This is a genomic window from Herbaspirillum frisingense, from assembly GCF_047325095.1.
GTDB lineage: Bacteria > Pseudomonadota > Gammaproteobacteria > Burkholderiales > Burkholderiaceae_D > Herbaspirillum > Herbaspirillum frisingense.
Genome location: NZ_CP168558.1, coordinates 4474245 through 4494806, shown reverse-complemented (window position 1 = coordinate 4494806; position 20562 = coordinate 4474245). Strand labels below are relative to the sequence as shown.

Here is a 20562-nt window from a genome sequence, read left to right as displayed (position 1 = left end):
AGAGGAGCAAGACAATGGAAAGCATTGACGTGAGCAAGAAGCCGGCCGTCGCCGGTGGCGCCGCCGAAAAGAAGGACTACGGCAGCTTCCTGAAGAACAACATGCGTGAATACGGCATGCTGATGTCGTTGGTGGCCATCATGGCCTTCTTCCAGATCATGACCGACGGCACGCTGATGCGTCCGCTGAACCTGACCAACCTGGTGCTGCAGAACAGCTACATCGTCATCATGGCGCTGGGCATGCTGATGGTGATCGTGGCCGGTCACATCGACCTGTCGGTGGGTTCGGTGGTGGGCCTGATCGGCGCGCTGGCGGCGGTACTGATGGTGGACTATGGCTGGGGCTTCGTGCCAGCTTCCATCGTCTGTCTGATCGCCGGTGGCCTGATCGGTGCGGCGCAGGGCTACTGGATCGCCTACTTCAAGATTCCCTCCTTCATCGTCACCCTGGCCGGGATGCTGGTCTTCAAGGGCATGGCGCTGGCGCTGCTACAGGGTCAGTCGCTCGGCCCCTTCCCGCCGACCTTCCAGATGCTGTCCTCGGGTTTCATCCCTGAGCTGACCGACAGCACGGGTTTCCGTACCACCTCGCTGGTCGTCGGCATCCTGGCCGCCGTGGTGCTGGTGCTGGTCAAGCTGCATGGCCGTCGCAAGCAGACCAAGCATGGCATGGAAGATGAACCGGTCCTGTTCTTCCTGCTCAAGAACGGTATCTTCGCCGTGGCCATCATCGCCTTCAGCTACCTGCTGTCGACCTATCGCGGCATGCCCAACGTGTTGATCATCATGTTCGCGCTGATGGTGCTCTACACCTTCATCACCAGCCGCACCACCCTGGGCCGACGTGTCTATGCGGTGGGCGGCAACGAGAAGGCGGCCAAGCTGTCCGGCATCAAGACCGAACGCGTGTCCTTCTTCACCTTCGTCAACATGGGCGTGCTGGCCGCGCTGGCCGGCCTGATCTTCGCGGCCCGCCTGAACACCGCCACTCCCAAGGCCGGTCTGGGCTTCGAGCTGGACGTGATCGCGGCCTGCTTCATCGGTGGCGCATCGGCCTCGGGCGGCGTGGGCAAGGTGATGGGCGCGGTCATCGGCGCCTTCGTGATGGGCGTGATGAACAACGGCATGTCCATCATGGGCATCGGCATCGACTACCAGCAGATGATCAAGGGCTTCGTGCTGCTGATGGCCGTGTGCTTCGACGTCTACAACAAGAACAAGTAATCCGGATGAGCAAGGCGGGCAGGGTTGCCCGCCTTTTGCATTCGGGACCACCAGATCCTTTCGTTTCCTTCAGTCAGGAATTCAACAATGAGTAGCGATAAAAAAGACAAGAGCCGCACCCTGCGCTCGGCCGGCTGGTTCGGCACTGCCGACAAGAACGGCTTCATGTACCGCAGCTGGATGAAGAACCAGGGCATCCCCGATCACGAATTCCAGGGCAAGCCGGTCATCGGCATCTGCAACACCTGGTCGGAACTGACGCCCTGCAATGCGCACTTCCGCAAGATCGCCGAACACGTGCGTCGTGGCATCATCGAAGCCGGTGGCTTCCCGGTAGAGTTCCCGGTGTTCTCCAATGGCGAATCCAACCTGCGCCCGACCGCCATGCTGACCCGCAACCTGGCCAGCATGGATGTGGAAGAATCGATCCGCGGCAATCCCATCGACGGCGTGGTGCTGTTGACCGGCTGCGACAAGACCACTCCGGCCCTGCTGATGGGCGCGGCCAGCTGCGACGTGCCGGCCATCGTCGTGACCGGTGGCCCGATGTTGAACGGCAAGCACCAGGGCCGTGACATCGGTTCCGGCACGGTGGTGTGGCAACTGTCGGAGCAGGTCAAGGCCGGTGAGATCACCATCCACGACTTCATGGCCGCCGAAGCCGGCATGTCGCGCTCGGCCGGTACCTGCAACACCATGGGCACCGCTTCCACCATGGCCTGCATGGCCGAGTCGCTGGGCGTGTCGCTGCCGCACAATGCGGCCATTCCGGCCGTTGATGCGCGCCGCTACGTGCTCGCGCACCTGTCCGGCATGCGCATTGTCGACATGGTCTGGGAAGGCCTGACCCTGTCCAAGATCCTGACCCGCAAGGCCTTCGAGAACGCCATCCGCACCAATGCCGCCATCGGTGGCTCCACCAATGCCGTGATCCACTTGAAGGCCATCGCCGGCCGCATCGGCGTGGACCTGGAACTGGAAGACTGGACCCGCATCGGCCGTGGCACTCCGACCATTGTCGACCTGCAGCCCTCGGGCCGCTACCTGATGGAAGAGTTCTACTACGCCGGTGGTCTGCCTGCCGTGCTGCGCCGCATGGGCGAAGCCGACCTGTTGCCGCACAAGGACGCGCTGACCGTCAACGGCCAGACCATGTGGGACAACGTCAAGGATGCGCCGATCTACAACGATGAAGTGGTGCGGCCGCTGGCCAAGCCGCTGATCGAGGATGGCGGCATCTGCATCCTGCGCGGCAACCTGGCGCCACGCGGCGCGGTCCTCAAGCCTTCGGCCGCCACGCCTGAACTGATGAAGCATCGCGGCCGTGCCGTGGTGTTCGAAGACTTCAACCACTACAAGGAACGCATCAACGATCCCGACCTGGATGTCGATGCCTCCTGCGTGCTGGTGATGAAGAACGTCGGCCCCAAGGGTTACCCCGGCATGGCCGAAGTGGGCAACATGGGCTTGCCGCCCAAGGTGCTGGCCACGGGTGTGAAGGACATGGTGCGTATCTCGGACGCCCGCATGAGCGGTACCGCCTATGGCACCGTGATCCTGCACGTGGCGCCGGAAGCGGCTGCCGGTGGGCCGCTGGGCATCGTCCAGGATGGTGACTTCATCGAACTGGATGCCTACGCCGGCAAGTTGCAGCTCGACATCAGCGACGAGGAAATGCAGCGTCGCCTGGCCGAACGCGCCAAGGTGCTGGCCGAACGCAAGCCGGAAATGGTCGGCGGCTACCAGTCCCTGTACGTGGACCGCGTGCTGCAGGCCGACGAAGGCTGCGACTTCGACTTCCTGGTCGGTTGCCGTGGCGCGGCCGTTCCCAAGCACTCGCACTGATCCATCACGACAAGACAGCGCCGGTGTCGGCATGACACCGGCCAGCAAGGAAACCTCATGAGCAACACTCCCCAGAACGTGCAGCTGGCGACTTTTCCCAGCCTGAAGGGCAAGCGTGTCTTCATTACCGGCGGTGGCACCGGCATCGGTGCAGCCATTGTCGAAGCATTTGCGCAGCAGGGCGCGCACGTGGCCTTCGTCGATATCGCCCGCGAAGCCAGCGAGACACTGTGCAATGAGCTGGCCAGCGCCGGCTATCCCAAGCCGCTGTTCCGCCATTGCGACCTGCGCGACATCCCGGCATTCCAGAAGACCATTGCCGAGCTGCAGGGCGAGCTTGGCGACTTCGATGTGCTGGTCAACAATGCCGCCAATGACGAACGTCACAAGCTGGAAGACGTGACCCTCGATTACTGGAACGACCGCATCGCCATCAACCAGCGTCCGTCCTTCTTCGCCGTGCAAGCGGTGGTGGACGGCATGAAGCGTCGTGGCGGTGGCTCCATCATCAACTTCAGTTCCATCAGCTGGCATCAGTCCAGCGGCGGATTCCCGGTGTACACCACGGCCAAGGCCTCGACCCTGGGCCTGACCCGCGGACTGGCGCGCGACCTTGGTCCGCACAAGATCCGCGTCAACACGGTCACGCCGGGTTGGGTCATGACCGAACGCCAGATCAAGTTGTGGCTGGATGAAGAAGGCAAGAAGGCCATTGCCCGCAACCAGTGCCTGCAGGAGGACCTGCTGCCCTGGCACCTGGCGCGCATGGTCCTGTTCCTGGCCGCTGACGACAGTGCGATGTGTACTGCGCAGGAATTCATCGTCGATGCTGGCTGGGTGTGAGGCAGCAATGACCGCCCGATATCCCGTCGGCGCGGATCTTGAAAAAGAGTCGCCATTTGGCGACTCTTTTTTTTGTGATGCAGCCACATTCTCGTGTGGGTGATGCAGAGCTGTCATACAACTCGGAAAAAACTTAGTTTTTATCCGGTTTGTAGTGTTGTTTTTTTGCTGCGATTTTTTAATGAATTGGTGCGCCTGGAATTGTTTCGAGCAGCCCTATTTTTGAATTTTCAGATCGGCTTACTCTTCCTTACATTTCTTAATAAAACTCGGCGCAGTTCCGCCACCCCGTGATCGCATAATGCGCGGGTTGGCGAGGAGGTGAATCAGTAGATCATCTTGGCCACTTCGCGGATGGCCTGCAGCACCAGATTGGCACCCGGCGAGAGCAGGTTGTCCTGGCGGGTGATGATGCCGAAGCCGGCCATGCGGCAGGGCAGCTCGATGGGCAGGATGTCCATCAGGCGCGCCTGGGTGTAATAACGCGCCACTTCAGTGGGCATGGCGTAGATGAAATCGGTCTGCTGCAACAGGCTGGTGATGAACAGGATGGCCGTGGTGTCGACTACGTTGGAGGGCGGCGCCAGGCCTTGTTCGCGGAACATCTGGTCGCAGCGCGCACGCAGGATGCTGCCCTTGGGCGCCATGATCCAGGCTTCGCCGGCGAGGTCGGCCAGGCTCAGGTCGTTGCGGGTGTGGAAGGGATGTCCCACCCGGGCCACGGCGCATACCGGCTCGTCGGCCAGCTCTTCATAGAGCAGGCCGCTGCGGGCTTCCTCGTCGAGGATGCGGCCGATGATGAAGTCCAGTTCGCCATGCAGCAGACGCGACAGCAGGATGTTGCTGCTTTCCACTTCGACGCCGATACGCAACATCGGCGCCTGTTCCTTCACGCGGGCGATGGCTGGCGGCAACAATGCCATGCCGGGCGAAAGAATCACGCCCACATCGACCTGGCCGGACAGGCCGGACTTGAGTGCCACGATGTCTTCATGCGCCTTGGACAGGCTGGTCAGGGCCATGCGCGCATGGCGGATCATGGCCTCGCCATAGATGGTGGGTCGCATGCCACGGGGCAGGCGCTCGAAGAGGGACACGCCCAGCATGTCTTCGAGGTCCTTCAACTGCTTGGAGGCGGCCGGCTGCGTCATATTGAGTTCGCTGGCGGCGCGATGGATGTTGCGGGTGTCGTCGAGGGCGATGAGCAGAAGGAGTTGGCGTGTCTTCAATCGCGCCCGCAGAAACCAGTTCGGGTCACTGTTTTTCATAAGTCTCCGGGGACGGTGTTCTAAATTTTTTCAATGATTTTTTTATTAGAAATTCATGATATCAAATCGCATATCGGAATTGCTAAAGATTTCATTGGAAAGACATGAACCGAATACTTAGTATCTAGCCACATTCCGGACTGTACAGGACAACGACCAAAGGGCCGGAATGAAAGACGAGAAGGTCGGGCAGCATCAAAACAAAAAGTTGGGAGACCGTCAGGAGTCCGTCAGGATTCAAGGGGTCTGAAGTGCAAAGCTGCACGACCAAGCCCACCGACGACAAAAATTTAAACGGCAATATCCACGGAGACTATTCATGAAGCAAGTGAAGCCATCCTTTATTGGAGCAAAGACCCTGTGCGCGCTCGCGCTGATGGGAGCGTTCTCGGCACAGGCGCAGGCGCAAAGCAGTGTCACCATCTACGGTCGCGTCGTGGCCGGCGTCGACTTCCTGACCAATGCTGGCACCAACGGCCAAGGTACGCGCTGGAGCGCTGCAAACAACCAATGGGGCACCAGCATGATCGGCTTCAAGGGCACGGAAGACCTGGGCGGCGGTACCAATGCCTTCTTCCTGCTGGAGTCCGGTTTCAACTCGACCAAGGGCGGTTTCAACGGTTCCGACACCAGCAACGGTTCGGCACTGTTCAATCGTCGTTCCTATGTCGGCTTGTCCTCGGCCACCGCCGGTTCCGTCAAGTTCGGTAAGAACCTGTTCATCAACAATGATGTCTGGTTCCTCGACCCGACCGGCCAGCAGGCCATCGGCACCGCCAGCCTGGTCAACGGCCGCAATTGGCCCGGCGCCAGCAACATCATCGAGTACAACAGCCCGGATATGGCTGGCTTCACCGTCAACCTGCAGACCAGCCTGGGCGAAAAGCCGGGTTCGTTCAGCGGCGGCGTCCCCAACGCGGGTAGCAGCGACGGCCGCAAGGACGGTATCTCGCTGGCCTACCAGAAGAACGGCCTGGAACTGCGCGTGATCTATGACACCGTGCGCGACGCCAACGGCAACTACAGCGACATCTGGAGCCATTCCAAGGAGCTGATCGTCGGCGGTACCTACAAGTTCGACAAGCTGAAGATGTTCGCAGGCTGGGAAAACCTGCGTGCCAACGCTGCAGCCGCCGGTGCTCCGGACCGCGCGAACCACTACTGGATCGGCGCCAACTATGACGTGACCCCGCAATTCCAGCTGGTCGGTGGCTGGTTCCACGTCAACGCCAACAACGCACGTGTTGACGCTGCGGGCAACGGCAACGGCGGTGGTACTGCCAACATGTACATGGCCGGTATCAACTACTTCCTGTCCAAGCGCACCCTGCTGTATGTTGACGTCGGTACCGTTCGTAACGGCACCGGTGCCACCCACGCACTGGAAAACGGCGGCAACGTCGGTCCTTCGGGCCTGAAGCAGAACGGCGGCTACTTCGGTATCGCCCACTCGTTCTGATGTAACGATCTAGTAGTATCTGTAATCCTTCCTGAGGTGGTCTTGATGTAGTTGAGGGTGGGCGCAAGCCCACCCTTTTTTGTCTTGTGGCCGGCGCACAAGGGCGTGGCCGGGACACTGATTTTGTTTTATATCGTTTATTTCATTTATCTTAATTTGCAGGCGGAAACCCGATGAATGCGCAATTGCTGGTCGACGGACATCATGAACTGGGCGAAGGCGTCCTCTGGTGCGAACGCTCGCAAACGGTCTTCTGGACCGATATCCACGCTTCGCGCCTGTGGAACCACGATCCGCAAAGCGGCGCCACGCGCAGCTGGCCCATGCCTGAGCGGCTGTGCTGCTTCGCCTTTACCGCCGATCCCGAGCGGCTGCTGATCGGCCTGGCATCGCGCCTGGCTTTCTTCAATCTCGGTACCGGCGCCATCACGCCGATCTGCCGCATCGAGGATGACCTGCCGACCACGCGCCTGAACGACGGTCGTTGCGACCGCCAGGGCCGCTTCGTCTTCGGCACCCTCAACGAGGACGTCGGCCGCGCGCCCATTGCCAGCTTCTATCGCCTCAATGCCGACCTGAGCCTGGAGCGCCTGCCGCTGCCGGGCATCGCCATTTCCAACAGCATCTGCTTCAGTCCCGATGGCACGCGCATGTATCACTGCGATTCCATGGAAGGCAAGATCATGGTCTGCGACTATGATCCGGCTTCCGGCGCCATCGCCCACCAGCGCGTGTTCGCCGATCTGGCGCAACAGCCGGGCGGCCCCGATGGTTCCACCGTGGACGCCGACGGCCATGTCTGGAACGCGCAGTGGGGTGGGGCGCGGGTAGTGCGCTTTACGCCCGATGGCCGCATCGATCGCATCGTCGACATGCCGACCGCCCAGCCTTCCTGTGTGGCCTTCGGTGGCGCGGCGCTCGATACGCTGTTCGTCACCTCGGCGCATGAAGGCATGAGCGCCCGGCAGCGCGAGCAGGATGCATTGGCCGGTGCGCTTTTCGCCGTGCCGGAGACCGGCGTGCGTGGCCTGCCGGAAGTGCGTTTCGCCGGCTAGCACCGGCAGCTGGCGCCGGCCTCAGGCGCCGAAGCTCGAATCCCCCATCAGCCGCGACAGCCGCGCCGAAATCTCCTGGACGATGCCTTGCACCTCGTCCAGGCTGGGGTTGACCTTCTTGTCGATGCGTTCGATATAGGGCACGTTGAGTGCTGCCAGCATGCGGTTGTTGGCCCCCATCACCGGATAGGACAGGTTGATCACGCCCCGGATCTGCCGGCTCTCCATGCGCGAATGCCCGCGCTTGCGGGTGTCCTCGATCTGCCGCATCAGCTGCGCCGTCTCGATCTCCTGTTCACCATCCATGCGGACGTGCGCGGCCAGCATGCTGGCCTGTTCGGCCTGGTCGCGGAAGGCCAGCAGTACATGGCCGGAAGCCGTATCCGTCAGGCTCACCAGCGCCCCCACCTTGAGCCCGAAGGCCCAGCGTTCGGGGCTGTCCACCTGCGCCACCACGATCACCCGTCCGGCCTCATAGACTGTCAGATGTGTCGATTGCATGGAGCGGTTGGCCAGTTCGCGCATGTGGGGCAGGGCGGTGCTGACCAGCGAGCGGATCGGCTGGTGATGGTGTGCCAGCTCGAACAACTTCAGTGACAGCCGGTAGTGGTCGTTGTCGGCGATCAGGTAACCACGCTGCTCCAGCGTCACCACCATGCGGAAGATCTCGTTGACGCTGCGACCCAGCTGGCGCGAGATCTGGTTCAGCGTCAGCATCTGCTCCGAGCGGCTCAACAGTTCCAGGATATCCAGTCCCTTGTCCAGCGCTGGCGCGGCATAGCGCGTCTTGCCGCTGTTGCCGTCATGGCTACTGTCGCTACCCATCTCATTGTCGTCGTTGATCGCGGCGGCGGCCGCTGCGGTCTGCGGCGCAGGGGCGTCGGAAGGATTGATTTTCCTTGTTCTGGGCATGGCAGCCTGGGTATCGTTAGCGGGCAGGAGGGCGGAAACAGAAGGGTGAATCCGCCGGTTTCTGGGGCCGGATTGTAGGGGATTTTTGATGGGCGACGTGTTTTATTTGTAAAATTATTTTTTATAGATCGCTCAGATGCTGAGGTGCAGACATCCCTAAATCGATATCGATCGATACCGAAACTTCATCAGGCTGGCCCGGCAATAAGAGGATAATCGAGGTTATGCTGTGTCGCACACAGATAAAAACAAATTTTATTTTTGAGAAAACCCAACATGGGGCCTGTCCCCGGAGACGACGACAACCGGCGGCCGCCCCCCAGCGGCCAGCCCGCCGACCAGCGGCAAGCAGAGGCAGCGCCCGAGCCCGAGGCGCCACCCGTCCCGCAGCGGCATCATGCTAGAGACCGATGACCAAGATTACCGCCATGCGCGTGCTGGACGTGCGCTTTCCCACTTCGCAATCACTGGACGGTTCGGATGCGATGAATCCGGACCCGGACTATTCCGCCGCCTACGTCATCCTCGACACCGACCACCCGCAACTGAAAGGCCACGGCCTGACCTTCACCATCGGTCGCGGCAATGAAATCTGCTGCGCCGCCATCCGCGCCATGGAACACCTCGTGGTCGGCCTGGACCTGGAATGGATCTCCGCCGACATGGGTCGCTTCTGGCGTCATGTCACCTCCGACAGCCAGCTGCGGTGGATCGGACCGGACAAGGGCGCCATCCACCTGGCCACCGGCGCGGTGGTCAATGCCGCCTGGGACCTGTGGGCCAAGGCCGAAGGCAAGCCGGTATGGAAGCTGGTGGCCGACATGACGCCCGAGGAGCTGGTACGCACCATCGACTTCCGCTACATCACCGATTGCATCACCCCCGACGAGGCCCTGGCCCTGCTGCGCGAGAAGGAAGGAGGCAAGGCCGAGCGCCTGCGCATCCTGCAGCAGGAAGGCTATCCCTGCTACACCACCTCGGCCGGCTGGCTGGGCTATGACGATGCCAAGCTGCGCCGCCTGTGCCAGGAAGCCATCGACCAGGGCTTCAACCATGTCAAGCTCAAGGTCGGGCGCGACCTGGCCGACGACAAGCGTCGCGTCACCATCGCCCGTGAAGTACTGGGCCCGCAGCGTCATCTGATGATCGACGCCAATCAGGTCTGGGAAGTGGATCAGGCCATCGACTGGGTCAACCAGCTGGCGTTTGCCAAGCCCTGGTTCATCGAGGAACCGACCAGCCCCGATGACGTGGAAGGTCACCGCAAGATCCGTGCAGGCATCGGCGCAGTCAAGGTCGCCACCGGCGAGATGTGCCAGAACCGTGTGCTGTTCAAGCAGTTCATCATGCGCGACGCCATCGACGTGGTGCAGATCGACTCCTGCCGTCTGGGTGGCGTCAACGAAATCCTGGCGGTCATGCTGATGGCCGCCAAGTACGGCAAGGTGGTCTGTCCGCATGCCGGCGGCGTGGGGCTGTGTGAATACGTGCAGCACCTGTCGATGATCGACTATCTGTGCATCTCCGGTTCCAAGGAGGGACGCGTGACCGAATACGTGGATCACCTGCATGAGCATTTCGTCGACCCCTGTGTGATCCGCAACGCGGCCTACATGCCGCCCAGTCTGGCTGGCTTCTCGATCGAGATGAAGCCGGAATCGCTGGAGCAGTACCGCTTTCGCGGCTAGCCCCCGGCAAGTGGCGGCGTCAGGAAATGATATAAAACATTACGGAGACTGAAGTGGATCTGAACCTGCAAGACAAGGTTGTCATCGTGACCGGCGGTGCCTCCGGCATTGGTGCGGCGATCAGCATGCAACTGGCCGCCGAAGGCGCCATTCCGGTGGTCTTTGCGCGTAGCGAACCGGAGCCGCAATTCTGGACCCGGCTGACCGCGCTGCAGCCGCACGCCACCCTGTTCCAGCTGGAATTGCAGGATGAAGCCCGCTGTGGCCAGGCCGTGGCCGAGACGGTGCAGCGCTTCGGTCGTCTGGACGGTCTGGTCAACAATGCCGGCGTCAACGACAGCGTCGGCCTGGAAGCTGGCCGCGACCAGTTCGTCGCTTCGCTGGAACGCAATCTGATCCATTACTACGTGATGGCCCATTACTGCGTACCGCACCTGAAGGCTACGCGCGGCGCCATCGTCAATGTCTCTTCCAAGACCGCGCTCACCGGCCAGGGCAATACCAGCGGCTATTGCGCCTCCAAGGGCGCGCAGCTGTCACTCACCCGGGAATGGGCTTCGGCATTGCTGGCCGACGGAGTGCGTGTGAATGCGCTGATCCCGGCCGAGGTGATGACGCCCCTCTATGAACGCTGGATCGCCACCTTCGAGCATCCGGAGGAAAAGCTCGCCGCCATCACCAGCAAGATCCCGCTGGGCAAGCGCTTCACCACCTCCGAGGAAATGGCGGACATGGCCGTCTTCCTGCTCTCGGGGCGCTCGTCGCATACCACCGGGCAGTGGATTTTCGTCGATGGGGGTTACACCCATCTCGACCGTGCCCTGAGCTGAGGCCCGTATGCGTACCGTGCTGGCACTGGACCTGAAGGACGACCCGGCGCTCATCGCCGAGTATGAACAGCATCACCGGCGCATCTGGCCCGAGATCGCGCAGCACCTGAAGCAGCAGGGGGTGACCGGCATGGAAATCTACCGTCTCGGTACCCGCATGATGATGGTGATGGAAACCGATGACGCCGTCTTCGACGCAGCAGCAATGGCAGCGGCGACTGACACCGATCCCCGGGTGCGTGCCTGGGAAGAACTGATGTGGCGTTTCCAGGCGCCCACACCCTGGACGCCGGCCGGACAGAAATGGGTGCCGATGACACGCATCTTCGATCTGTCCGAGCAATAGGACCACGACCCGTACCGGAAGGTGCGGACCATGTCCTGCCTGCAGTGGCAGGTTGTAAAAGACGTAGTGCAAGTGACAAGTAGCACGTAGCAGGCAGCGACCGCAGAGTCGCGTCAACGATGGCCCCGGCAGCAAGGGCCGGCAATGCATCCGCATCCGAGGTGAGCATGCAACAAGATAACGAGACACCCAGACCATCCCCCGCAGCGGCGCCCCCGCTGATTGCGCTGCGTAACGTCAGCAAGCGCTTTCCTGGCGTACTGGCGCTGGACAATTGCCAGTTCGACCTGGTCGCCGGCGAGGTACACGCCCTGATGGGCGAGAACGGCGCCGGCAAGTCGACGCTGATGAAAATCCTTTCCGGCGTCTACCAGTGCGACAGCGGCGAGATCCTCCTCGACGGCAAAGCGGTGCAGATCGGTGAGCCGCGCCAGGCGCAGGCGTTGGGCATCGGCATCATCCATCAGGAACTCAACCTGATGAACCACCTGTCGGCGGCGCAGAACATCTTTATCGGTCGCGAGCCGCGCAAGGCGTTCGGCCTGATCATTGATGAAGACCAGTTGAATCGCCAGACCGCTGCCATCTTTGCCCGCATGCGCCTTGAGATGGACCCGCGCACGCCGGTGGGCGAACTGACCGTGGCGCGCCAGCAGATGGTGGAAATCGCCAAGGCCCTTTCCTTCGATTCACGCGTGCTCATCATGGACGAACCGACGGCGGCCCTGAACAACGCCGAGATCGCCGAGCTCTTCCGCATCATCCGCGACCTGCAGGCGCAAGGCGTGGGCATCGTCTATATCTCGCACAAGATGGACGAGCTGCGCCAGATCGCCGACCGCGTCAGCGTCATGCGCGATGGCCGCTACATCGCCACCGTGCCGATGCAGGGGACTTCGATGGACAGCATCATTTCCATGATGGTCGGCCGTTCGCTGGAAGGCGAGCAACGTACCCCGCCGGATACCTCCGCCAACGAGGTGGTACTGGAAGTGCGCGGGCTCAACCGCGGCCGCGCCATCCGCGATGTCAGCTTCCAGTTGCGCAAGGGCGAGATCCTCGGCTTTGCCGGTCTCATGGGCGCCGGCCGCACCGAGGTGGCGCGCGCCATCTTCGGTGCCGACCCGCTGGAGTCCGGCGAGATCATCATCCACGGTGGCAAGGCCGAGATCCGCCAGCCGGCCGACGCCGTGGCGCATGGCATTGGCTACCTCTCGGAAGACCGCAAGCACTTCGGGCTGGCGGTGGGCATGGATGTGCAGGCCAACATCGCGCTCTCCAGCATGGGCCGCTTCACCCGCGCCGGTTTCATGAACCAGCGTGCCATCCGCGAAGTGGCGCAGGGCTATGTGCGGCAACTGGCGATCAAGACGCCGTCGGTGGAACAGCAGGCGCGCCTGCTCTCGGGCGGCAACCAGCAAAAGATCGTGATTGCCAAGTGGCTGCTGCGGGACTGCGACATCCTGTTCTTCGATGAACCCACGCGCGGCATCGACATCGGCGCCAAGAGCGAAATCTACAAGCTCCTCGACGCCCTGGCCGAGCAGGGCAAGGCGATCGTGATGATCTCTTCCGAACTGCCGGAGGTCTTGCGCATGAGCCATCGCGTACTGGTGATGTGCGAAGGTCGCATCACCGGCGAGCTCACCCGCGCCGAGGCGACCCAGGAAAACATCATGCAACTGGCCACGCAGCGCGAACCGGCGGTGGCGCACTAGCCGGTCGGGCCGCACTGCGATCCAACCCCTATCAGAGACCAGAACCATCATGGCAAACAACATCCATTCCGCAGCGTCCGCATCCACCATGGCCAATACCGCTTCCTCCTCGGGCCTGCGCGCCCGCCTGTTCAACCCGGCCGCGCGCCAGAAGCTGCTGGCCTTCGCCAGCCTGCTCTTGCTGATCGTGTTCTTCAGCGTCGCCTCGCCCAATTTCATGGAGGTGGACAACCTGGTCAGCATCCTGCAATCGACTGCCGTCAACGGCGTGCTGGCCATTGCCTGCACCTACGTCATCATCACTTCCGGCATCGACCTGTCGGTGGGCACCATGATGACTTTCTGCGCCGTCATGGCCGGGGTGGTGCTGACCAACTGGGGCATGCCGCTGCCGCTGGGCATCGCCGCCGCCATCTTCTTCGGTGCGCTGTCGGGCTGGGTCTCCGGCATGGTGATCGCCAAGCTGAAGGTGCCACCCTTCATCGCCACGCTGGGCATGATGATGTTGCTCAAGGGGCTGTCGCTGGTGATTTCCGGTACCCGGCCGATCTATTTCAACGATACCGAGGGTTTCTCGGCCATCGCCCAGGATTCGCTGATCGGCGACCTGATCCCGGCGCTGCCGATTCCCAATGCGGTGCTGATCCTGTTCCTGGTGGCCATCGGCGCCTCCATCATCCTCAACAAGACGGTGTTCGGTCGCTATACCTTCGCCCTGGGCAGCAACGAGGAAGCGCTGCGCCTGTCGGGCGTGAAGGTGGATTTCTGGAAGGTCGCGGTCTACACCTTCTCCGGCGCCATCTGCGGCATCGCCGGCCTGATCATCGCGTCCCGCCTGAACTCGGCGCAGCCAGCGCTGGGCCAGGGTTACGAGCTGGACGCGATTGCCGCCGTGGTGATCGGCGGCACCTCGCTCTCCGGTGGCACCGGCACCATCATGGGCACCATCATCGGCGCCTTCATCATGAGCGTGCTGGTCAATGGCCTGCGCATCATGTCGGTGGCGCAGGAGTGGCAGACGGTGGTGACCGGGGTGATCATCATCCTGGCGGTCTACCTCGACATCCTGCGCCGTCGTCGTCGCGCCTGAACCGGTATCCACATCAGCCACAGCAGCAGTATTCGCAGTAGCAATGCAAGCCCCGCCGGGCAACGCCAATGTCCGGCACTCCATCATCGATAACAAAAGGAGACTTACCGTGTTCAAGAAACAACTACTGGGCGCTGCCCTGGGCCTGGCCTTCGCTGTCGGCGGTTCGGCCGCACAGGCGCAGGAAGTGTATGTGCCGCTCATTTCCAAAGGCTTCCAGCACCAGTTCTGGCAGGCCGTGAAGGCCGGCGCGGACCAGGCCGGCAAGGACCTGAAGGTGAAGGTCACCTTCGAAGGTCCCGAGACCGAAGCCATGGTCGACAAGCAGATCGACATGCTCTCCGCCGCGCTGGCCAAGAAGCCGCAGGCCATCGGTTTTGCCGCGCTGGACAGCAAGGCCGCCATCCCGCTGCTGAAGAAGGCGCAGGCCGCCAAGATCCCGGTGGTGGCCTTCGACTCGGGCGTGGATAGCGACATCCCGGTCACCACCGCCACCACCGACAACCGCGCCGCCGCCGCGCTGGCGGCCGACAAGATGGCCGAGCTGGTCGGCAAGGAAGGCGAAGTGGCCGTGGTCGCCCACGACCAGACCAGCCGCACCGGCATCGACCGCCGCGACGGCTTCCTGGAACGCATCAAGGCCAACTATCCCAAGATCAAGGTGGTCAGCGTGCAATATGGCGCCGGCGACCAGTTGAAGTCCACCGAGGTCACCAAGTCCATCCTGCAGGCCTATCCCAAGATCAAGGGCATCTTCGGTACCAACGAAGGTTCGGCCATCGGGGTGGTCAATGGCGTCAAGGAAATGAAGCGCAAGATCGTCATCATCGGCTATGACTCCGGCAAGCAGCAGAAGGATGCGATCCGCGAAGGCGTGATGGCCGGCGCCATCACCCAGAACCCGGTGGGTATCGGCTACAAGACCGTGGAAGCAGCGGTCAAGGCGATCAAGGGCGAGAAGCTGCCCAAGGTCATCGATACCGGCTTCTACTGGTACGACAAGAGCAACATCGACGACGCCAAGATCGCGGCTGTGCTGTACGACTGATCTTGACATGACGTGACGGGAGGGCGTCGCCAGCGGCGGCGCCTTGCCGTTTTCCTGTTTCTGGTGTTTTTGTATTCCCCTGCCGGTTGTGCGCAATGCAGACCGGCAATCCTGCGCCGTCCTGCCCCTCGAAGAGACCATCATGAAGCCGCATCGCATCGACGCCCATCAGCATTTCTGGTTCTACCAGCCCGACGCCTACCCCTGGATCGGCCGCGGCATGGAACTGCTGGCCTGCGACCGCACGCCCGGCCAATTGCAGCCCGTGCTGGTCGCCGAAGGGCTGGAGCAGTCCATTGCCGTGCAGGCGCGCGCCGGTCGCGACGAAACCGAATTCCTGCTGGACCTGGCGCGCGGTAACCGGCGCATCGCCGGGGTAGTCGGCTGGGAAGACCTCGCTTCGCCGCACCTGGCGGCCAATGTGGAGCGATGGGGAAGTGACAAGCTGGTGGGCTTTCGCCACCAGCTGCAGGATGAGGCCGACGTAAGTACCTTCGTCGAAGCACCGGCCTTCAATACCGGCATCGGCTGGCTGCAACGGCGCGGCCTGGTCTATGACGTGCTGATCTATGCGCGCCAGATGCCTGAAGTGCAAGCCTTCTGCGCCCGCCATGATCGCCACTGGCTGGTGCTGGATCACCTGGGCAAGCCGGCCTTGGCCGATTTCGGCAAGAGCGAGGCGGTCTTCGCCGACTGGAAGCGCCACCTGCGCGCCCTGGCAGCCTTGCCGCATGTGGCCTGCAAGCTATCGGGACTGGTCACGGAGGCCGACTGGCAGCGCGGTCTGCGTCAGAAGGATTACGACAATATCGTCCTCTGCCTGGATGCGGCGCTGGACGCCTTCGGCCCGCAGCGCCTGATGTTCGGCTCGGACTGGCCGGTCTGCCTGCTGGCCGCCTCCTATGCCAAGGTAGCCGCCGTGGTGCGGGAATGGGCCGCGACCCGGCTGTCGGCGTCCGAACAGGAGCAGCTGTGGGGGCAGACGGCCGCGCGCTGCTACGGTCTGGGCTAGGCCTATGGCCTGGGCTAGGCCCTAATCCCGCGTGAAACCGTTGAAGGCCACGTGCAGCATGTACTTCACGATGTCTTCGGTACTCATCTTGCTGAACTTCTGCAGGTAGTCCACCGCCGGATCACAGGTGCGGGCGTAGTAGCTGTACAGGATCACATCGCTGGGCAGCGCGGCGTCGAGTTCGCCGCTTTTCTGTGCTTCCTTGACCAGCTTTTCCAGCTGGCCGTTGAGCTTGAGCACCCGCATCACATACTTGACGTTGCGCATGAGCATGTCGCGCACCGGTGTACTGGTGGAAGGCAGGAAGGGCAGGCCGCCCTCCAGCCGCACCCGCAGCGCCCATTCCAGCATCGCCTCCAGCTTGCCACGCGGGCTGGGAATGCCCTCCAGCTGCGCCAGCTGGTCGATGGCGCCGTCGATGAGACGGATCATGGTCTCGCCGATCAATTCTTCCTTGGACTTGAAATGCTTGTACAGGCTGGGTTTGGAGATACCCACCGCACCGGCGACGTCGTCCATCGTCATCAGGTCATAGCCCTTGCTGCCCAGTACCGACGTGGCCGCATCCAGGATGGCGTTTTCCCGTAATTTGAAGGCTTGATCCTTGAAGCTCAGTTTGCCGAAAATACTCATTGGTAGTTTAAGTTACTAATTAGTAGATTTTATTTTTCTTTGGTAGTAATCTTAGCACCTAAATCGCGGCAGGGTAGAAATACTGAGACGCCAAAGCAGGCCAGCAGACAAAAAGAGTCCCGGCGGCAGGCGCCGCCCGGCCGAGGGCAACACCCCAATAACAAAGACACAGGTGGACAAGATTTCATGAATCCGGGTACAGCAGCCATCGAGCAGGCATCAGGACAGCGCATCGCCGTCATCGGCGCCGGCATTTCCGGCCTGGCCAGCGCCTATCTGCTGGCGCGCCGGCACCAGGTGGTGCTGTTCGAGTCCGCGCCCACCCTGGGTGGGCATGCCAATACCGTGGACATCGCGCCGCAGGGCGTGCCGTTCCCGGTCGATACGGGCTTCCTGGTCTTCAATGACTGGACCTATCCCAACCTGATCGCGCTGTTCGATGAATTGAAGGTCGAGACCTACGACACCGACATGTCCTTCGGCGTCTCGATGGATGAGGGCCGCTTCGAATGGGCCGGCACCAATCTGGACACCGTCTTCGCCCAGCGCAAGCGCCTGCTGCAGCCCTCCTTCCTGGGCATGCTGCGCGACATCCTGCGCTTCAACCGTGCCGCCCACGCCAACCTGGCGGCCTGCGACGGGCATCCCGTGAGCCTGCGCCAGTTGCTCAAGGACGGCCGCTACGCTGCCCTGTTCAGCGATGCCTACCTGATCCCCATGGCGGCCGCCATCTGGTCCAGTTCGCCCTCGGACATCCTGGACTTCCCGGCCGCCACTTTCCTGCGCTTTTGCATCAATCACGGCCTGCTGCAGGTGAACAATCGCCCCCGCTGGCGCACCGTGCGCGGCGGTTCGCGCCAGTATGTACGTCGCATCGCCGCCACCCTGGAAGATGTGCGCCTGGGCAGCCGCCTGGAGAGCGTCACCCGCAATGAGCGCGGCGTGCTGGTACGCAGCGGTGGCGCCGAACCACGCGAGGAACAGTTCGACGCCGTGGTCTTTGCCACCCATGCCCCGCAGACCCTGGCCCTGTTGCAGGACGCCACCATCGAGGAACGTCAGGTGCTCTCGGCCGTGCGTTACCAGGCCAATACCGCCTGGCTGCATGGCGACACGACCCTCATGCCGCAGCTGCCCAAGGTCTGGTCGGCCTGGAATTACCTGGGTTCACGCCACGACGATGGCAGTCGCGCCGTCTGCGTGAGCTACTGGCTGAACCGTCTGCAGGACCTGCCTTGCAAGAGCGATGTCATCCTCACCCTGAACCCGCCGCAGGCTCCGAATCCGGCCACCGTGATGGGTCGCTTCGACTACGAACATCCGGTCTTCGACCAGCCCGCCATCGACGCCCAGCAGCGGCTGCCCCAGATCCAGGGCCGTCACCGGGCCTGGTTCGCCGGCGCCTGGACCGGCTATGGCTTCCATGAAGACGGCCTGAAGTCGGCGCTGCGGGTGAGCCAGCATTTCGGCGTGCTGCCGCACTGGGCGGTCCTATGAACGACTCGCGCGCTTCGCATGCCGATGCCGCCGCGCTGCTGCTGAGCGGACAGGTGATGCACCAGCGCCTGCGCCCGGTACGGCACCGCTTCGTCTATCCGGTCTTTTGCGTGCGCCTGGACCTGGCACGCATGGCCGAGGCGGGCAATGCCTGGTTCGGCGTGGATCGTCGGCGCCTGATGTGCGTGCGTACCCGCGACTACGGCCTGCGTGATGGCAGCGACCTCGGTACCTGGGTGCGCGGCCATCTGCAACAGGCCGGCCTGCCGCACGATGGCACGATCTGGCTGCAGACCTTCCCGCGCCTGTTCGGCTTTGTCTTCAACCCGGTCAGCTTCTTCCTCTGTCATGACCGCGACGGCGCCTTGCGTGCCGTTTTGGCCGAGGTCAACAGCACCTTTGGCGAAACCCAGCACTACCTGCTGTCGGCCCCGCAGCAGGGCGTCATCGACGAGCACACCCGCCTGCACTGCAACAAGCTGATGCATGTCTCGCCCTTCTGCGAGGTCCGTGGCTTCTATCGCTTCCGCTTTCGCGACCATGCTGCCCGCGAGAGGGGGCAGGGTGAGCAGGGTGGCCAGGACGCGACCGCCTTCGTCGGCATCGATTACTACGACCTCGGCCAGCCTGCTGAGGTGGGCACCGGCCTGCAGCCGCTGATGCGCACCTCCATCGGCGGCCGTCTGCAGCCCCTGACCGCCGCCTCGGCCTTCGCCGCACTGTGCGCGCAGCCGCTGCTTACCCTGGGTGTGGTCGCCCGCATTCACTGGCAAGCCTTGCTGCTGTGGCGCAAGCGCGTGCCCTGGTTCAGCAAGCCCGAACGCAACAGCGCCACAGGAACACCCTCCGGAAAGGAAACCCTATCGTGAACCATAGCCCCGTATTGCAGACCTCCGGCCGGCGCATCGGCGCACGCCTTGGCTCCATTTCGACCCGCCTGTTCCTGGGGATGCTGGAACGGCTGAACCACGGTCACCTGGAACTGATCACGCCGCACGGCACCACCCTGACCTTCGGCGACCTGCGCCAGCCGCCCAGCGCACAGCTACGCATCCTCGACTGGCGTGCCTGCGGTGCCATCCTGCGCGCCGGCGACATCGGCTTCGGCGAAGCCTACGGCAACGGCTGGGTGGATACCCCGGACCTGGCTGCGCTGCTGCGCCTGGCCATGCGCAACCGCAAGGCGCTCTCCGGCGCAGTCGAAGGCGGGCGCCTGGCCTCGTGGTGGTATCGCCTGCGCCACCTGCTGCGCTCCAACACCCGCACCGGAAGCCGTCGCAACATCCACGCGCATTACGACCTGGGCAATGATTTCTACCAGCTGTGGCTGGACCCCAGCATGACCTACTCCAGCGCCATCTTCAGCCAGCCCGGCCAGAGCCTGGCCTCGGCACAGGCCGCCAAGTACCAGCGCATCATCGACCAGCTCGGCCTGCGCAGCGGTGACCGTGTGCTGGAAATCGGTTGCGGCTGGGGTGGCTTTGCCGAACATGCGGCGCGCCTGGGCATCCGCGTGCACGGCGTGACCATCTCGCCGGCGCAACTGGCCTTCGCTCAGGATCGCCTGCGCCATCAGCAGCTGGATCACCTGGCGCATCTGGAACTGTGCGACTACCGCGACCTGGACGGCCAATACGACGCCATCGTCTCCATCGAGATGTTCGAAGCCGTCGGCGAGCGTTTCTGGCAGACCTACTTCGACACCGTCGCCGCGCGCCTGAAGGCCGGCGGCCGCGCCCTGATCCAGTCGATCACCATTGATGAAGCCGTCTTCGAACGCTACCGCGACAGCGCCGACTTCATCCGCGAATTCATCTTCCCCGGCGGCATGCTGCCCAGCCACGAGCGCTTCTCGCTTGGCGCCCAGCGTGCCGGCCTGGCCACCCGCGACCGCTTCCATTTCGGACGCGACTATGCCGAAACCCTGCGCCGCTGGAACGAGACCTTCCAGGCCCGGCGCGAGACCATCGCCGCCCAGGGCTTCGATGAACGCTTCCGCCGCCTGTGGCAGCTCTATTACGTGTTCTGTGAAGTCGGCTTCGACGAAGGCCAGACCGATGTGGTGCAGTTCCTCTTGCAGAAGGAGTGAGTC

Annotated in this window: 18 protein-coding genes; 15 read left to right on the top strand and 3 right to left on the bottom strand. The window is 62.8% G+C overall.

Features of this window, described 5'->3' with window-relative positions; translation table 11 throughout:
• Nucleotides 1–14 precede the first annotated feature (14 nt).
• The 3 genes from mmsB to ACEOAC_RS20570 all read left to right on the top strand — a co-directional run bounded on the left by mmsB (nucleotide 15) and on the right by ACEOAC_RS20570 (nucleotide 3914).
• Nucleotides 15–1226, top strand: a complete 1212-nt coding sequence (gene mmsB, locus ACEOAC_RS20580; RefSeq protein WP_241811428.1) for a multiple monosaccharide ABC transporter permease — start codon at nucleotides 15–17, stop codon at nucleotides 1224–1226.
• Between the two features lie 87 nt (nucleotides 1227–1313).
• Nucleotides 1314–3071, top strand: coding sequence for an IlvD/Edd family dehydratase (locus ACEOAC_RS20575; RefSeq protein ID WP_077236645.1), 1758 nt, complete (start codon nucleotides 1314–1316; stop codon nucleotides 3069–3071).
• Between the two features lie 57 nt (nucleotides 3072–3128).
• Nucleotides 3129–3914 (top strand): SDR family NAD(P)-dependent oxidoreductase, encoded by a 786-nt coding sequence (locus ACEOAC_RS20570; protein ID WP_077236644.1) that lies wholly within the window; start codon nucleotides 3129–3131, stop codon nucleotides 3912–3914.
• A 326-nt stretch (nucleotides 3915–4240) separates the two neighbouring features.
• On the opposite strand, the gene ACEOAC_RS20565 is transcribed toward ACEOAC_RS20570, so the two are convergent.
• Nucleotides 4241–5182: a LysR family transcriptional regulator gene (locus ACEOAC_RS20565; RefSeq protein ID WP_006465191.1), complete on the bottom strand. Its 942-nt coding sequence runs from the start codon at nucleotides 5180–5182 to the stop codon at nucleotides 4241–4243.
• A gap of 319 nt (nucleotides 5183–5501) precedes the next feature.
• Here ACEOAC_RS20565 and ACEOAC_RS20560 point away from each other — a divergent pair, with 319 nt between their 5' ends.
• Nucleotides 5502–6641, top strand: a complete 1140-nt coding sequence (locus ACEOAC_RS20560; protein ID WP_006465190.1) for a porin — start codon at nucleotides 5502–5504, stop codon at nucleotides 6639–6641.
• Nucleotides 6642–6814: 173 nt separating this feature from the next.
• On the top strand, nucleotides 6815–7696 hold the full coding sequence (locus ACEOAC_RS20555) for an SMP-30/gluconolactonase/LRE family protein (RefSeq protein WP_413444073.1): 882 nt from the start codon (nucleotides 6815–6817) through the stop codon (nucleotides 7694–7696).
• Nucleotides 7697–7717: 21 nt separating this feature from the next.
• On the opposite strand, the gene ACEOAC_RS20550 is transcribed toward ACEOAC_RS20555, so the two are convergent.
• The gene (locus ACEOAC_RS20550) at nucleotides 7718–8608 is read right to left on the bottom strand and encodes an IclR family transcriptional regulator (RefSeq protein WP_413444072.1); all 891 of its coding nucleotides are present in this window, start codon (nucleotides 8606–8608) and stop codon (nucleotides 7718–7720) included.
• Between the two features lie 410 nt (nucleotides 8609–9018).
• On the opposite strand from ACEOAC_RS20550, the gene ACEOAC_RS20545 reads away from it, so the two are divergent.
• The 7 genes from ACEOAC_RS20545 to ACEOAC_RS20515 all read left to right on the top strand — a co-directional run bounded on the left by ACEOAC_RS20545 (nucleotide 9019) and on the right by ACEOAC_RS20515 (nucleotide 16340).
• Complete coding sequence (locus tag ACEOAC_RS20545; RefSeq protein ID WP_413444603.1) at nucleotides 9019–10296, top strand: L-fuconate dehydratase; 1278 nt, start codon at nucleotides 9019–9021, stop codon at nucleotides 10294–10296.
• Nucleotides 10297–10349: 53 nt separating this feature from the next.
• Nucleotides 10350–11126, top strand: coding sequence for an SDR family oxidoreductase (locus ACEOAC_RS20540; RefSeq protein ID WP_413444604.1), 777 nt, complete (start codon nucleotides 10350–10352; stop codon nucleotides 11124–11126).
• 7 nt (nucleotides 11127–11133) lie between these two features.
• Entirely contained in the window at nucleotides 11134–11472 is a 339-nt protein-coding gene (locus ACEOAC_RS20535; protein ID WP_006465185.1) for an L-rhamnose mutarotase, read from the top strand.
• 167 nt (nucleotides 11473–11639) lie between these two features.
• A complete protein-coding gene (locus ACEOAC_RS20530) occupies nucleotides 11640–13190 on the top strand; it encodes a sugar ABC transporter ATP-binding protein (RefSeq protein WP_413444605.1) in 1551 nt (516 codons plus the stop codon).
• A gap of 88 nt (nucleotides 13191–13278) precedes the next feature.
• Nucleotides 13279–14280 (top strand): ABC transporter permease, encoded by a 1002-nt coding sequence (locus ACEOAC_RS20525; RefSeq protein WP_370460919.1) that lies wholly within the window; start codon nucleotides 13279–13281, stop codon nucleotides 14278–14280.
• Nucleotides 14281–14389: 109 nt separating this feature from the next.
• Nucleotides 14390–15328 (top strand): ABC transporter substrate-binding protein, encoded by a 939-nt coding sequence (locus tag ACEOAC_RS20520; protein WP_006465182.1) that lies wholly within the window; start codon nucleotides 14390–14392, stop codon nucleotides 15326–15328.
• A gap of 142 nt (nucleotides 15329–15470) precedes the next feature.
• The gene (locus tag ACEOAC_RS20515; protein ID WP_182993994.1) at nucleotides 15471–16340 is read left to right on the top strand and encodes an amidohydrolase family protein; all 870 of its coding nucleotides are present in this window, start codon (nucleotides 15471–15473) and stop codon (nucleotides 16338–16340) included.
• A 21-nt stretch (nucleotides 16341–16361) separates the two neighbouring features.
• Here the strand turns inward: ACEOAC_RS20515 and ACEOAC_RS20510 are convergent, their stop codons facing one another.
• Entirely contained in the window at nucleotides 16362–16973 is a 612-nt protein-coding gene (locus ACEOAC_RS20510; protein WP_077236637.1) for a TetR/AcrR family transcriptional regulator, read from the bottom strand.
• A 186-nt stretch (nucleotides 16974–17159) separates the two neighbouring features.
• Here ACEOAC_RS20510 and ACEOAC_RS20505 point away from each other — a divergent pair, with 186 nt between their 5' ends.
• From ACEOAC_RS20505 to ACEOAC_RS20495, 3 genes are read left to right on the top strand one after another with little or no spacing between them, the layout of a single operon-like run.
• Nucleotides 17160–18470 (top strand): NAD(P)/FAD-dependent oxidoreductase, encoded by a 1311-nt coding sequence (locus ACEOAC_RS20505; RefSeq protein WP_413444606.1) that lies wholly within the window; start codon nucleotides 17160–17162, stop codon nucleotides 18468–18470.
• Nucleotides 18467–19339: a DUF1365 domain-containing protein gene (locus tag ACEOAC_RS20500; RefSeq protein ID WP_413444607.1), complete on the top strand. Its 873-nt coding sequence runs from the start codon at nucleotides 18467–18469 to the stop codon at nucleotides 19337–19339. Before ACEOAC_RS20505 ends, ACEOAC_RS20500 begins: the two co-directional genes overlap by 4 nt.
• Nucleotides 19336–20559 (top strand): class I SAM-dependent methyltransferase, encoded by a 1224-nt coding sequence (locus ACEOAC_RS20495; RefSeq protein WP_413444608.1) that lies wholly within the window; start codon nucleotides 19336–19338, stop codon nucleotides 20557–20559. The genes ACEOAC_RS20500 and ACEOAC_RS20495 overlap by 4 nt, the downstream gene beginning before the upstream one ends.
• Nucleotides 20560–20562: the final 3 nt, after the last annotated feature.